Origin of the sequence: Cytobacillus solani, assembly GCF_001420595.1 — a bacterium.
Taxonomy (GTDB): domain Bacteria; phylum Bacillota; class Bacilli; order Bacillales; family Cytobacillaceae; genus Cytobacillus; species Cytobacillus solani.
Map to the genome: position 1 here is coordinate 171,789 of NZ_LJIX01000006.1, position 13,997 is coordinate 185,785.

Consider the following 13,997-nt stretch of genomic DNA (forward strand, 5'->3'; position numbering starts at 1 on the left):
TTGAAATTGGTAGATATAAAATGGTGTGTAGTGATGGTGGAGGTGTTTGTTTGTGGCTGAGTCTAGCGCAACAACAGAGATAATGGTTAAATTACCGCAACATCTATTAACAGAGTTAGATGGTTTTGCTAAACAGGAAAACGTTAACCGGAGTGAATTCATTTATCAAGCAACCAAAATGTATTTGCGTGAACGGAAAAAGAGACAAATTCGTGAATCCATGCGTCGTGGCTATATGGAGATGGCGAAAATAAATTTGACGATTGCATCTGAAGCATTTCAAGCGGAATTCGAGGCAGAACATACAGTTGAACGTCTAGTAAGCGGAGGGTAATCCTTTGATTGTCAAACGTGGTGACGTTTATTTTGCAGACCTATCCCCAGTTGTTGGTTCAGAACAAGGTGGCGTTCGTCCAGTGCTTGTCATCCAAAACGATATCGGGAATCGGTTTAGTCCCACAGTAATTGTTGCAGCAATCACTGCTCAAATTCAAAAAGCTAAGCTGCCTACTCATGTTGAAATTGATGCGAAGCGTTATGGCTTTGAACGGGATTCGGTTATTCTTTTAGAACAAATTCGTACAATTGATAAACAGCGCTTAACCGATAAGATTACCCATCTCGATGACGAAATGATGGAAAAAGTGGATGAAGCTGTGCAGATTAGCCTTGGTCTCATCGAATTTTAATACAAAACGCTCTTGCTAAAGAGCGTTTTTATATCTTGAACAGCTAAATAGAACATTGGTTAAACAGCCACCATTTTTATAAAAAATAGATCGTCTGCCCAAGGCAAGCATAAAATGCTTGCCTTTTTTATCAGTGGTATGTTTCGAAAATTCAAATTAATTATTTTTTAATTAATTGTAAATAACAAGTTTACCCTCTGTAAAATCAGGGTACTTAATAGGCAAATTGGCATAAAAAGGTGGGTCAGTCATGAATATTTCAATTGAAACGAAAGAAAAGGATCATTTAACTACTGTAGATATTAGCGGTGAGATTGATGCATATACTGCACCTAAACTAAGGGAGTCTCTTTTTCATTTGGCAGAAAAAAAGGAATCAGTTATCATCATTAATCTTTCTGAAGTTACTTATATGGATAGTACTGGATTAGGTGTCTTTGTTGGCGTCTTTAAAAATATCCGTTCAAATAATGGACAGTTACGGCTTTTAGGGTTATCCAACCGATTAATGAGGCTTTTTGAAATCACAGGCTTGTCTACTATTATGGATATTTCCAGCAAGATTGAAGGTGAAGCTAAATGATTCAATCGTTTGATTACATAGAATTGAAAATTCCTGCTAAAGCAGAATTTTTGAGTGTCATCAGACTTACACTGTCAGGTATTGCGAGCCGAATGGGGTTTGCCTATGATGAAATTGAAGATTTAAAGATTGCTACAAGCGAGGCTTGTACAAATGCCATTCAACATGCTTATACCAATAATGAGCATGGGGAAGTGATTGTTGGCTTCGGTCTTTATGGGAACCGTTTGGAAGTAATGGTAGCAGATAATGGGAAAAGTTTTGACTTTCTATCAGCTAAGCAAGGGATTGGCCGTTATGAAGAGAATGATTCTGTTGAGTTTTTACGTGAAGGAGGTTTAGGTCTTTACTTAATAGAGTCGTTAATGGACGAGGTTCGAATTCATAACAAAGAGGGTGTGACGGTCTTCATGATCAAATACCTTGAGGGAGAGCGGGTGGAGAGGGATGTCAAGACAATCTCAAAACCAGATAACTCCTGAAGAAATTAATAGACTCATAAAGGCTTTCCAACTTGAACAAGATGAAGAGGCACAGAAATTACTTGTCCTCCATTATCGAAAGATGGTGGAGTCTATTGCGCGTAAATATTCGAAAGGGAAATCTTTTCATGAAGATATTTCTCAAGTTGGTCTAATTGGATTATTAGGGGCGATTCGAAGATATGATGAAACCTATGGGAAGAATTTTGAAGCCTTCGCAGTACCAACGATAATCGGAGAAATTAAACGTTTTTTGCGTGATAAAACTTGGAGTGTTCATGTACCTCGCAGGATAAAGGAATTGGGTCCAAAAATAAAATCGACAATTGATGAACTAACCATCCAGTTGCAGCGGTCCCCGAAAATGGCTGAAATTGCCGATGTTGTTGGTGTATCAGAAGAGGAAATATTAGAAGTAATGGAAATTAGCAAAAGCTATCATGCGCTTTCTGTAGATCATTCGATTGATGCTGATTCTGAAGGTGGGACAACAACATTACATGACATTGTAGGGAATGAAGATGAAGGCTATGAGAAAATAAACCAAATTCTTGTACTTGAAAAAATATTGCATGTACTAACTGAACGTGAAAGAAGTGTCATTCAATATACGTATATAGAGAATATGAGTCAAAAGGAAGCAGGGGAAAGACTGGCTATTTCGCAAATGCACGTATCACGCCTGCAAAGAAAGGCAATAAAAAAGTTAAGGGAAGCAATTAACGCAAAGGAAAAGAATCCAGAATAGCGTTCGTGACAGGAAGCTTATTTTTGAGCTTATCTTACAAACAAGATAAGCTTATTTGCTATTGAAGTGCGGCAGTATGAAACTCGAGCAAGATTTTGATAAGATAAGATGATGACCTAAAAAGCTGGAGGTAAAACCTTGGAGAAAATAGTAAATAGGCAAGAACAAATATTAGAGATGATTACATCGGAGCTATCCTTATCGCTAAAACAAGTGAAGAATACAATTAATCTTCTTGAAGAGGGGAATACTGTTCCATTTATTGCCCGTTATCGAAAAGAGTTAACGGGAGCTTTAGATGAGGTTCAAATTCGAGATATAATGGAACGCTGGCAGTACATACAGAATCTTGAGCAACGGAAAGAGGAAATTGTTCGATTAATCGAAGAGCAAGGGAAATTAACGGATGATTTAAATGAACAGATTCAAAAAGCGAGTAAGCTTCAAGAGTTAGAAGATTTATATCGTCCATATAAACAGAAACGCCGAACAAAGGCAACGATAGCAAAGGAAAAGGGCTTGGAACCATTTGCTGAATGGCTGCTTACTTTTCCGACTTCTCTACCAGTAAACGAGAAGGCTGCCGAATTTCTTTCTGAAGAAAAAGAAGTAGGAACGGTTGAAGAAGCTATTACAGGGGCAAAGGACATTATTGCTGAATGGGTATCGGATGATGCAGAAAGCAGGAAGTGGATTCGTCATGAAACGATAAAAACCGGAACAATCGAGTCTGCTGTTAAAGACGAAAAAAATGATGAGAAGAAAGTGTATGAAATGTATTACAGATATGAGGAGCAGCTAGCAAAAATAGTTCCGCATCGGACGTTAGCGCTTAATCGAGGAGAAAAAGAAGATATATTGCGAATAAGCGTGAAGCCGAATGTAGAGTTTATTTTAAGATATCTTCATAAAAAGTGGGTTAAAAATGAGCAATCACCCGCTGCTGTATTTGTGAAAGAAGCCTATGAGGATGGATATAAGCGTCTAATTCAGCCATCCATTGAAAGAGAAATTCGAAATGAATTAACGGAGAAAGCTGAAGAGCAGGCTATCATGATTTTCTCCGAGAATTTACGAAATTTATTATTACAGCCTCCATTAAAAGGCAAGGTGGTATTAGCTGTTGACCCTGCCTATCGAACAGGTTGCAAGCTAGCAGTTGTGGATGAAACAGGAAAGGTTCTTAAAATATCTGTGATTTATCCACATCCGCCTGTCTCGAAAACGAAAGAGGCCAAATCACAAATTATTAATTTATTAAAGACATTTAAGGTGGAAATGGTTGCCATTGGTAATGGAACGGCTTCAAGGGAAACAGAACAGTTTATTTCAGATATTTTGAAAGAACTAAATGAAGAAATTTTCTATCTCATTGTAAATGAGGCTGGAGCGAGTGTTTATTCCGCATCAGATCTAGCGAGAGAGGAATTTCCTGAGCTGCAGGTGGAAGAAAGAAGTGCGGTTTCAATTGCCCGCAGACTTCAAGACCCATTGGCAGAGCTCGTAAAAATTGATCCTAAGTCTGTTGGTGTAGGGCAGTACCAGCATGATGTTTCCCAAAAAAAATTAACCGAATCATTAAGCTTTGTTGTTGAGACAGCAGTTAACCAGGTTGGTGTCAACGTAAATACAGCTTCGTCATCGTTACTTCAGTATGTTGCTGGATTGTCTAAAGCGGTTGCCAATAACATCGTGAAAAAGCGTGAGGAAGAGGGCAAATTCTCGAATCGGAAACAACTAAAGAAAATTCCTAGACTTGGTGCTAAAACGTACGAGCAAGCCATCGGTTTCTTGCGAATCATAGATGGAACAGAGCCGTTGGATCGTACAGGTATCCACCCGGAAAGTTATCCTGAAGTAATGAAACTGCTTAATAATTTTGGTTTTACAACAGCTGATTTAGGGAGTCCAGCTTTAAGGGAATCACTTTCTGGATTGAATGTTGCACAGTTATCGGAAGAGTTAGGGATTGGGGAATTAACGTTAAAGGATATTATTGATGCACTTGTAAGACCTGAAAGGGATCCCCGTGATGATTTGCCTAAACCTTTATTAAAGCAGGATGTCCTTAAGCTTGAAGATTTAAATCTCGGAATGGAGCTTCAAGGTACCGTCAGAAACGTAGTAGATTTCGGTGCATTTGTTGATATTGGAGTAAAGCAGGATGGACTTGTTCATATATCAAAATTAAGCCGAAAATTCGTCAAGCATCCTCTTGACGTCGTTTCAGTAGGCGACGTAGTTACCGTATGGGTTGATTCTGTTGATAAAAATAAAGGAAGAGTATCATTAACAATGCTCCCGCCAAATGAATAAAAAAATTGTTGAGGCTTAAACAATAGCCAAGCCCTTGCAGGTGGAAATATTTCACTTTGCAAGGGCTTTTTCCATTCTTGTAGGTGGTGGGCAAGCCGCTTCCGCCTTTCTAATTGTCTAGCTACGGTGGCTAGGGGCTCGAGGTCATAAGCCAACTCGTCAAGAAGGTTAAAGAACAACCTTCCTGCCGATTTGTCTTATGCTTGTCGGGGGTGAACAAGCTACCTCCGCATTTCGTGATGTCTAGCTCCAGCACCTATCGCCTATCAAACTTCAGGTCCCCTCCCTACGATAAGTCGACATCAATTCGCTATCGCTCATTGTGTCTCCTATATCTCAGTCACGGCCCTTCCAGTTTGTACGGCGATGATCAAGGTGCTTCCGCCTTTCTATGAGCAGTGTTTTTTTCTGTAGAAAAACCAGCATTGGTTTAACAATTTTATTTGATTACGATCTTTTTCGTAGAAAGCACGTTGGATTTGATTTTGAAACCATACAGGCATATGAGTACCTCCTCAGATCAAAAGGTATATATAATGTATGCTATAATAGGTTGTCATGTTGACAATATTTCTTAGGGGTAAGAGGAAGATGGATGATTTAGAGTTACAAAGACTGGTTGAAGAAATTTCTTTAGTGGAATTTGGTAAACCATTTCGACATAAGGCTTACTTTAATTCAAGACTTAAAACAACTGGCGGACGATATATGTTGAGTACCCATCATGTAGAAATAAATCGAAAATATTTAGAGCAGCTAGGGTATCAAGAGTTATGTGGCATTATAAAGCATGAACTTTGTCACTATCATTTGCATATAGAGGGAAAAGGGTATAAACACCAGGATCGAGATTTCAAGATATTAATGAAAGCTGTTGGAGCTCCTCGTTTTTGCTCACCACTGCCAGGGGATAATCGGAGGAATGGAGATAAGAAGATTATTATCTATTCTTGTAAGAACTGTGGGCAAGAGTATCATAGAAGAAGAAATATAAATACACAAAAATACGTTTGCGGAAAGTGCAGGGGAAAATTAGTTAAGAAGAATGAAGGGAAAATATAAAAGGTTTGTCTTTTAGATAAGGTGCTACTAAAAGGGTTATTTTTTTGAAAAACATTCTTGACTTTTAATAGGCAGGTTTTTATAATAGGAAGAGTCAAAAAGATGATATGTACTATTCCGCAGTAGCTCAGTGGTAGAGCTATCGGCTGTTAACCGATCGGTCGTAGGTTCGAGTCCTACCTGCGGAGCCATTTTTATTTTGGGGAAGTACTCAAGAGGCTGAAGAGGCGCCCCTGCTAAGGGTGTAGGTCGCGTAAGCGGCGCGAGGGTTCAAATCCCTCCTTCTCCGCCAGCGAAATTTTAATGTGGCCCGTTGGTCAAGCGGTTAAGACACCGCCCTTTCACGGCGGTAACACGGGTTCGAATCCCGTACGGGTCATCCATAGGTTTTCGGTAATTTGTATTAATTGAAAATGCAATGGAATGACAATTTTGGTCCGGTAGTTCAGTTGGTTAGAATGCCTGCCTGTCACGCAGGAGGTCGCGGGTTCGAGTCCCGTCCGGACCGCCATTTTTGTTTTGAGAATATTATTGGGCTATAGCCAAGCGGTAAGGCATCGCACTTTGACTGCGACATGCGTTGGTTCGAATCCAGCTAGCCCAGCCATTTTTTTATTTAGAGCCATTAGCTCAGTCGGTAGAGCATCTGACTTTTAATCAGAGGGTCGAAGGTTCGAGTCCTTCATGGCTCACCATTTATAATATGCGGGTGTGGCGGAATTGGCAGACGCACTAGACTTAGGATCTAGCGCCGCAAGGCGTGGGGGTTCGACTCCCTTCACCCGCATGATTGATTATTGACTTTTTTATAAAATATTGATACGATTAACTTTGTCGCTATTTAAATGCGGTCGTGGCGGAATGGCAGACGCGCTAGGTTGAGGGCCTAGTGGGGGCAACCCCGTGGAGGTTCAAGTCCTCTCGGCCGCACCAAAAAATATATTGACAACTAAATTGATTTAATATATGATATAAAAGTTGCTTTAATAAATGCGCCCGTAGCTCAATTGGATAGAGCGTCTGACTACGGATCAGAAGGTTATGGGTTCGACTCCTTTCGGGCGCGCCATTTATAATATAAGAATTCGGAAGTTAGAAGCAGGGATGAAATAAACTTTCCTCTTCGACCTCTTAATCTAATCCGGGAAGTAGCTCAGCTTGGTAGAGCACTTGGTTTGGGACCAAGGGGTCGCAGGTTCGAATCCTGTCTTCCCGACCATTCGATTTCATTTATAAATAATAATGCGGGTGTAGTTTAGTGGTAAAACCACAGCCTTCCAAGCTGTTGTCGAGGGTTCGATTCCCTTCACCCGCTCCAAAAGTTGCTCTTTGAAAACTGAACGAACAAAAAACGTCAACGTTAATTCAAGTTTTAAAACTTAAGAGCTAATCTTACTCTTTATTGGAGAGTTTGATCCTGGCTCAGGACGAACGCTGGCGGCGTGCCTAATACATGCAAGTCGAGCGAATCTGAGGGAGCTTGCTCCCAAAGATTAGCGGCGGACGGGTGAGTAACACGTGGGCAACCTGCCTGTAAGACTGGGATAACTTCGGGAAACCGGAGCTAATACCGGATAATCCTTTTCTACTCATGTAGAAAAGCTGAAAGATGGCTTCGGCTATCACTTACAGATGGGCCCGCGGCGCATTAGCTAGTTGGTGAGGTAACGGCTCACCAAGGCGACGATGCGTAGCCGACCTGAGAGGGTGATCGGCCACACTGGGACTGAGACACGGCCCAGACTCCTACGGGAGGCAGCAGTAGGGAATCTTCCGCAATGGACGAAAGTCTGACGGAGCAACGCCGCGTGAGTGATGAAGGTTTTCGGATCGTAAAACTCTGTTGTTAGGGAAGAACAAGTACCGTTCGAATAGGGCGGTACCTTGACGGTACCTAACCAGAAAGCCACGGCTAACTACGTGCCAGCAGCCGCGGTAATACGTAGGTGGCAAGCGTTGTCCGGAATTATTGGGCGTAAAGCGCGCGCAGGTGGTTTCTTAAGTCTGATGTGAAAGCCCCCGGCTCAACCGGGGAGGGTCATTGGAAACTGGGAGACTTGAGTGCAGAAGAGGAAAGTGGAATTCCAAGTGTAGCGGTGAAATGCGTAGAGATTTGGAGGAACACCAGTGGCGAAGGCGACTTTCTGGTCTGTAACTGACACTGAGGCGCGAAAGCGTGGGGAGCGAACAGGATTAGATACCCTGGTAGTCCACGCCGTAAACGATGAGTGCTAAGTGTTAGAGGGTTTCCGCCCTTTAGTGCTGCAGCAAACGCATTAAGCACTCCGCCTGGGGAGTACGGCCGCAAGGCTGAAACTCAAAGGAATTGACGGGGGCCCGCACAAGCGGTGGAGCATGTGGTTTAATTCGAAGCAACGCGAAGAACCTTACCAGGTCTTGACATCCTCTGACAATCCTAGAGATAGGACGTTCCCCTTCGGGGGACAGAGTGACAGGTGGTGCATGGTTGTCGTCAGCTCGTGTCGTGAGATGTTGGGTTAAGTCCCGCAACGAGCGCAACCCTTGATCTTAGTTGCCAGCATTCAGTTGGGCACTCTAAGGTGACTGCCGGTGACAAACCGGAGGAAGGTGGGGATGACGTCAAATCATCATGCCCCTTATGACCTGGGCTACACACGTGCTACAATGGATGGTACAAAGGGCTGCAAGACCGCGAGGTTTAGCCAATCCCATAAAACCATTCTCAGTTCGGATTGCAGGCTGCAACTCGCCTGCATGAAGCCGGAATCGCTAGTAATCGCGGATCAGCATGCCGCGGTGAATACGTTCCCGGGCCTTGTACACACCGCCCGTCACACCACGAGAGTTTGTAACACCCGAAGTCGGTGGGGTAACCGCAAGGAGCCAGCCGCCTAAGGTGGGACAGATGATTGGGGTGAAGTCGTAACAAGGTAGCCGTATCGGAAGGTGCGGCTGGATCACCTCCTTTCTAAGGATGAAATGAAGTCTAACTTCATTAAAAGACGTTTCATTGTTCGTTCAGTTTTGAGAGAGTAATCTCTCATATTATTTTGCTCCTGCGCCGCAGTAGTTCGAGGAAGATAAACCTCAGCTCGTCGCAAGGCAGCATGATGAATAGCTACGAAGCTTAATCACGTTGTGATTGAAATCAGTAGCCTTGTTCTTTGAAAACTAGATAATGCAATAAAGAAGATAACCGAGTAATCGCCATCTTAGTTTTTTCTCTTATATTGAGTTTTTAAAACCAAGTAAGAGTGTAAACCATGAGGGCAATGAGCAACAAGCAGATCAAGGAAGCGACCGAGCGAGCACCGGAACGTACTCAGTACGTGAGGAGCACAGCGAGAGAGCTGACGCCGAGATGCGCAGTTGATCATTGACCGAAGTAGGTTAAGTTAGAAAGGGCGCACGGTGAATGCCTAGGCACTAGGAGCCGATGAAGGACGGGACTAACACCGATATGCTTCGGGGAGCTGTAAGTAAGCTTTGATCCGGAGATTTCCGAATGGGGGAACCCTCTATCCGTAATGGGATAGAATCTTTACCTGAATACATAGGGTATTGAAGGCAGACCCGGGGAACTGAAACATCTAAGTACCCGGAGGAAGAGAAAGCAAACGCGATTCCCTGAGTAGCGGCGAGCGAAACGGGATTAGCCCAAACCAAGAGGCTTGCCTCTTGGGGTTGTAGGACACTCTACACGGAGTTACAAAGGAACGAGGTAAATGAACAGGTCTGGAAAGGCCGGCCAGAGAAGGTAAAAGCCCTGTAGTTGAAACTTCGTTCCCTCCAGAGTGGATCCTGAGTACGGCGGGACACGAGAAATCCCGTCGGAAGCAGGGAGGACCATCTCCCAAGGCTAAATACTCCCTAGTGACCGATAGTGAACCAGTACCGTGAGGGAAAGGTGAAAAGCACCCCGGAAGGGGAGTGAAAGAGATCCTGAAACCGTGTGCCTACAAGTAGTCAGAGCCCGTTTATGGGTGATGGCGTGCCTTTTGTAGAATGAACCGGCGAGTTACGATTACATGCGAGGTTAAGTTGAATAGACGGAGCCGCAGCGAAAGCGAGTCTGAATAGGGCGAATGAGTATGTGGTCGTAGACCCGAAACCAGGTGATCTACCCATGTCCAGGTTGAAGTTCAGGTAACACTGAATGGAGGACCGAACCCACGCACGTTGAAAAGTGCGGGGATGAGGTGTGGGTAGCGGAGAAATTCCAATCGAACTTGGAGATAGCTGGTTCTCTCCGAAATAGCTTTAGGGCTAGCCTCATGTAGAAAGAGTCTTGGAGGTAGAGCACTGTTTGGACTAGGGGCCCCCATCGGGTTACCGAATTCAGACAAACTCCGAATGCCAAAGACTTATCCATGGGAGTCAGACTGCGAGTGATAAGATCCGTAGTCAAGAGGGAAACAGCCCAGACCACCAGCTAAGGTCCCAAAGTATACGTTAAGTGGAAAAGGATGTGGAGTTGCTTAGACAACCAGGATGTTGGCTTAGAAGCAGCCACCATTTAAAGAGTGCGTAATAGCTCACTGGTCGAGTGACTCTGCGCCGAAAATGTACCGGGGCTAAACGTATCACCGAAGCTGTGGATGGACATCTACGATGTCCGTGGTAGGAGAGCGTTCTAAGGGCGTTGAAGCTAGACCGCAAGGACTGGTGGAGCGCTTAGAAGTGAGAATGCCGGTATGAGTAGCGAAAGATGGGTGAGAATCCCATCCACCGAATGCCTAAGGTTTCCTGAGGAAGGCTCGTCCGCTCAGGGTTAGTCGGGACCTAAGCCGAGGCTGAAAAGCGTAGGCGATGGACAACAGGTTGATATTCCTGTACCACCAAACTCCGTTTGAGCAATGGGGGGACGCAGGAGGATAGGGTAAGCGCACTGCTGGATATGTGCGTCTAAGCAGTTAGGCTGCAAGCGAGGAAAATCCCGTTTGCGTGAAGGCTGAGCTGTGACAGCGAGGGAAATATAGTACCGAAGTTCCTGATTCCACACTGCCAAGAAAAGCCTCTAGTGAGGATAAGGTGCCCGTACCGCAAACCGACACAGGTAGGCGAGGAGAGAATCCTAAGGTGAGCGAGAGAACTCTCGTTAAGGAACTCGGCAAAATGACCCCGTAACTTCGGGAGAAGGGGTGCTTTTTAGGGTGAATAGCCCTGAAAAGCCGCAGTGAATAGGCCCAGGCGACTGTTTAGCAAAAACACAGGTCTCTGCGAAGCCGCAAGGCGAAGTATAGGGGCTGACGCCTGCCCGGTGCTGGAAGGTTAAGAGGAGGGGTTAGCTTACGCGAAGCTCTGAATTGAAGCCCCAGTAAACGGCGGCCGTAACTATAACGGTCCTAAGGTAGCGAAATTCCTTGTCGGGTAAGTTCCGACCCGCACGAAAGGCGTAACGATCTGGGCACTGTCTCAACGAGAGACTCGGTGAAATTATAGTACCTGTGAAGATGCAGGTTACCCGCGACAGGACGGAAAGACCCCGTGGAGCTTTACTGTAGCCTGATATTGAATTTCGGTACAGCTTGTACAGGATAGGTAGGAGCCTTGGAAGCCGGAGCGCCAGCTTCGGTGGAGGCATCGGTGGGATACTACCCTGGCTGTATTGAAATTCTAACCCATGCCCCTGATCGGGGCAGGAGACAGTGTCAGGTGGGCAGTTTGACTGGGGCGGTCGCCTCCTAAAAAGTAACGGAGGCGCCCAAAGGTTCCCTCAGAATGGTTGGAAATCATTCGAAGAGTGTAAAGGCATAAGGGAGCTTGACTGCGAGACCTACAAGTCGAGCAGGGACGAAAGTCGGGCTTAGTGATCCGGTGGTTCCGCATGGAAGGGCCATCGCTCAACGGATAAAAGCTACCCCGGGGATAACAGGCTTATCTCCCCCAAGAGTCCACATCGACGGGGAGGTTTGGCACCTCGATGTCGGCTCATCGCATCCTGGGGCTGTAGTCGGTCCCAAGGGTTGGGCTGTTCGCCCATTAAAGCGGTACGCGAGCTGGGTTCAGAACGTCGTGAGACAGTTCGGTCCCTATCCGTCGTGGGCGCAGGAAATTTGAGAGGAGCTGTCCTTAGTACGAGAGGACCGGGATGGACGCACCGCTGGTGTACCAGTTGTTCTGCCAAGAGCATCGCTGGGTAGCTATGTGCGGAAGGGATAAGTGCTGAAAGCATCTAAGCATGAAGCCCCCCTCGAGATGAGATTTCCCATAGCGTCAAGCTAGTAAGACCCCTGAAAGATGATCAGGTTGATAGGTTTGAGGTGGAAGCGTGGTGACGCGTGGAGCTGACAAATACTAATCGGTCGAGGACTTAACCATAAATGATTACTCAACTTCTTCTTTAGCATTATCTAGTTTTGAGGGAACAAACCTCATCATAAATAGGTCTAGTGGCGATAGCGAGAAGGTCACACCCGTTCCCATCCCGAACACGGCAGTTAAGCTTCTCAGCGCCAATGGTAGTTAGGGGCTGTCCCCTTGTGAGAGTAGGACGTCGCTAGGCTGTTTAACTAATATAAAATATTATTGTCGCGGGGTGGAGCAGTTCGGTAGCTCGTCGGGCTCATAACCCGAAGGTCGCAGGTTCAAATCCTGTCCCCGCAATCTGGTCCGGTAGTTCAGTTGGTTAGAATGCCTGCCTGTCACGCAGGAGGTCGCGGGTTCGAGTCCCGTCCGGACCGCCATTATACACAAAAGTTAAGTGCGAAACATTGTTTCGTCTTTTTTTTTGTCTATTTTTATCCATGCTTTTTTGCTCAGTAACAAAAAATCATGTAGACTATACATATAATAGATACTCCTTAGGATCCATCCTAAGGTTTTTTTGTCCAGAATAAGAAGATCGGACTTTTATCTAAAGTTGATTCTTTTCTAGTAAGGTTTTTTAATAAAGGATAGCTATGTAAATGAACACTGTTGAAAACAGTCTTTTGAAAAAAGGGACTTAAATGAAAATAAAGGTGAGTAATTAATATGAAGCAATTTGAGTTTATCTCGAACCAGCCCGAAGAAACAATGGATTTTTCTAAACGGCTTGCAGAATTTTTAAAGCCTGGCGATGTAATTGCTTTAGAAGGCGATCTTGGTGCAGGAAAAACGACGTTTACAAAAGGGCTGGCTCTTGGTTTAGATATCAAAAGAAACGTGAATAGCCCTACCTTTACAATTATTAAGGAGTATCAAGGAAGAATGCCTCTTTATCATATGGATGTATATCGAGTCGAGGATTCATTTGAAGATTTAGGGTTCGATGAATACTTCGAGGGAAATGGAATTACAGTTGTTGAGTGGGCTCATTTAATAGAGGAACAGCTTCCACAGGAATTATTAATGATATCTTTGTTTTTAGGAGAAAATGGAGCAAGAAAAATTGTAGTAACCCCTAAAGGTGAAAGATATGAGGAATTATGTAAGGAGTTTTTTATATGAAGTTGCTTTCGATCGATACGTCTAATTATTCATTAGGTGTGGCTTTATTAGATGGAAATCAAGTGATAGGTGAATATATAACAAATATAAAGAAAAATCACTCTGTACGCGTAATGCCTGCAATTGAAGCATTGATGAAAGACTGTGATGTGAAGCCAAGTGATCTTTCAAAGATTGTTGTTGCTAAAGGCCCGGGCTCGTATACTGGGGTTCGAATTGGTGTGACTATTGCAAAGACGTTAGCATGGACATTGAATATCCCTTTGACAGGCGTTTCGAGCTTAGAGGTATTAGCAGCATCTGCAGGCCGTTATTTCGAAGGTGTGATCTCTCCCGTATTTGATGCACGCAGAGGTCAAATATATACGGGTCTCTATCAATTCAGTGAGGGGAACTTAATCACAAAGAATAAAGATCAGCTGGTATTATCTAAGGACTGGGCTGCTGAACTGAAAGAGAGAAGTGATAAGGTTCTTTTTATTGGGAACGATTTGCCTCTTCATCGAAAAACATTTGAAGAAATAATTGGAACACAAGCCGTTTTTGCTGAAATAACGGAGCATAATCCTCGACCTGCTGAGCTTGCATTATTGGGCAGGGATAAGGAAGCTGAAGATATACATTCTTTTGTTCCTAATTACATCCGTTTAGCAGAAGCGGAAGCTAATTGGATCAAAGCGAATAAAGAGAAGATAAGGAAGTAG

At 44.2% G+C, this 13,997-nt stretch carries 10 protein-coding genes, 13 tRNA genes and 3 rRNA genes; 25 read left to right on the forward strand and 1 reads right to left on the reverse strand.

All coding sequences use genetic code 11. The annotated features are described in order from the left end of the window. The first annotated feature begins 52 nt into the window (after positions 1-52). The 6 genes from AN957_RS02630 (at position 53) to AN957_RS02655 (ending at position 4,818) form a co-directional block, all read left to right on the forward strand. Positions 53-334: a CopG family ribbon-helix-helix protein gene (locus AN957_RS02630; RefSeq protein WP_053477859.1), complete on the forward strand. Its 282-nt coding sequence runs from the start codon at positions 53-55 to the stop codon at positions 332-334. Between the two features lie 4 nt (positions 335-338). Beyond that, positions 339-689, forward strand: a complete 351-nt coding sequence (gene ndoA / locus AN957_RS02635; RefSeq protein WP_009336311.1) for a type II toxin-antitoxin system endoribonuclease NdoA — start codon at positions 339-341, stop codon at positions 687-689. A gap of 250 nt (positions 690-939) precedes the next feature. Further along, on the forward strand, positions 940-1,272 hold the full coding sequence (locus AN957_RS02640; RefSeq protein WP_056682040.1) for an anti-sigma factor antagonist: 333 nt from the start codon (positions 940-942) through the stop codon (positions 1,270-1,272). Beyond that, a complete protein-coding gene (gene rsbW, locus AN957_RS02645) occupies positions 1,269-1,754 on the forward strand; it encodes an anti-sigma B factor RsbW (protein ID WP_056682043.1) in 486 nt (161 codons plus the stop codon). The genes AN957_RS02640 and rsbW overlap by 4 nt, the downstream gene beginning before the upstream one ends. Continuing rightward, positions 1,720-2,502, forward strand: coding sequence for an RNA polymerase sigma factor SigB (sigB, locus tag AN957_RS02650; protein WP_056682046.1), 783 nt, complete (start codon positions 1,720-1,722; stop codon positions 2,500-2,502). The genes rsbW and sigB overlap by 35 nt, the downstream gene beginning before the upstream one ends. Positions 2,503-2,679: 177 nt before the next feature. Then, positions 2,680-4,818, forward strand: coding sequence for a Tex family protein (locus AN957_RS02655; RefSeq protein WP_180320709.1), 2,139 nt, complete (start codon positions 2,680-2,682; stop codon positions 4,816-4,818). A gap of 389 nt (positions 4,819-5,207) precedes the next feature. On the opposite strand, the gene cmpA is transcribed toward AN957_RS02655, so the two are convergent. Continuing rightward, on the reverse strand, positions 5,208-5,321 hold the full coding sequence (gene cmpA, locus AN957_RS27495) for a cortex morphogenetic protein CmpA (protein ID WP_142108194.1): 114 nt from the start codon (positions 5,319-5,321) through the stop codon (positions 5,208-5,210). An 88-nt stretch (positions 5,322-5,409) separates the two neighbouring features. Here cmpA and AN957_RS02660 point away from each other — a divergent pair, with 88 nt between their 5' ends. The 19 genes from AN957_RS02660 to tsaB all read left to right on the forward strand — a co-directional run bounded on the left by AN957_RS02660 (position 5,410) and on the right by tsaB (position 13,997). Next, on the forward strand, positions 5,410-5,880 hold the full coding sequence (locus AN957_RS02660; RefSeq protein WP_053477854.1) for a SprT family protein: 471 nt from the start codon (positions 5,410-5,412) through the stop codon (positions 5,878-5,880). Between the two features lie 116 nt (positions 5,881-5,996). Then, positions 5,997-6,071: transfer RNA gene (locus AN957_RS02665), tRNA-Asn, on the forward strand. A gap of 10 nt (positions 6,072-6,081) precedes the next feature. Further along, positions 6,082-6,172: transfer RNA gene (locus AN957_RS02670), tRNA-Ser, on the forward strand. A gap of 15 nt (positions 6,173-6,187) precedes the next feature. Continuing rightward, positions 6,188-6,259: transfer RNA gene (locus AN957_RS02675), tRNA-Glu, on the forward strand. A gap of 55 nt (positions 6,260-6,314) precedes the next feature. Then, positions 6,315-6,391 (forward strand) — tRNA-Asp (locus AN957_RS02680). 21 nt (positions 6,392-6,412) lie between these two features. Next, positions 6,413-6,487: transfer RNA gene (locus AN957_RS02685), tRNA-Gln, on the forward strand. 12 nt (positions 6,488-6,499) lie between these two features. Then, a tRNA-Lys gene (locus AN957_RS02690) sits at positions 6,500-6,575 on the forward strand. Positions 6,576-6,585: 10 nt separating this feature from the next. Continuing rightward, positions 6,586-6,667, forward strand: a tRNA-Leu gene (locus tag AN957_RS02695). 60 nt (positions 6,668-6,727) lie between these two features. Then, positions 6,728-6,813, forward strand: a tRNA-Leu gene (locus AN957_RS02700). A 59-nt stretch (positions 6,814-6,872) separates the two neighbouring features. After that, a tRNA-Arg gene (locus AN957_RS02705) sits at positions 6,873-6,949 on the forward strand. 73 nt (positions 6,950-7,022) lie between these two features. Continuing rightward, a tRNA-Pro gene (locus AN957_RS02710) sits at positions 7,023-7,099 on the forward strand. A 25-nt stretch (positions 7,100-7,124) separates the two neighbouring features. Beyond that, positions 7,125-7,198 (forward strand) — tRNA-Gly (locus AN957_RS02715). Positions 7,199-7,279: 81 nt separating this feature from the next. After that, positions 7,280-8,830 (forward strand): 16S ribosomal RNA (locus AN957_RS02720). Positions 8,831-9,250: 420 nt separating this feature from the next. Continuing rightward, a 23S ribosomal RNA gene (locus tag AN957_RS02725) occupies positions 9,251-12,183 on the forward strand. Positions 12,184-12,250: 67 nt separating this feature from the next. Next, positions 12,251-12,367: ribosomal RNA gene (gene rrf / locus AN957_RS02730) — 5S ribosomal RNA — on the forward strand. The 16S, 23S and 5S rRNA genes sit together here with 13 tRNA genes alongside, the layout of an rRNA operon. A 27-nt stretch (positions 12,368-12,394) precedes the next feature. Continuing rightward, positions 12,395-12,468 (forward strand) — tRNA-Met (locus AN957_RS02735). A gap of 3 nt (positions 12,469-12,471) precedes the next feature. Beyond that, a tRNA-Asp gene (locus AN957_RS02740) sits at positions 12,472-12,548 on the forward strand. Between the two features lie 289 nt (positions 12,549-12,837). After that, positions 12,838-13,293, forward strand: coding sequence for a tRNA (adenosine(37)-N6)-threonylcarbamoyltransferase complex ATPase subunit type 1 TsaE (gene tsaE, locus AN957_RS02745; RefSeq protein ID WP_056682053.1), 456 nt, complete (start codon positions 12,838-12,840; stop codon positions 13,291-13,293). Next, on the forward strand, positions 13,290-13,997 hold the full coding sequence (gene tsaB / locus AN957_RS02750; RefSeq protein ID WP_056682056.1) for a tRNA (adenosine(37)-N6)-threonylcarbamoyltransferase complex dimerization subunit type 1 TsaB: 708 nt from the start codon (positions 13,290-13,292) through the stop codon (positions 13,995-13,997). Before tsaE ends, tsaB begins: the two co-directional genes overlap by 4 nt.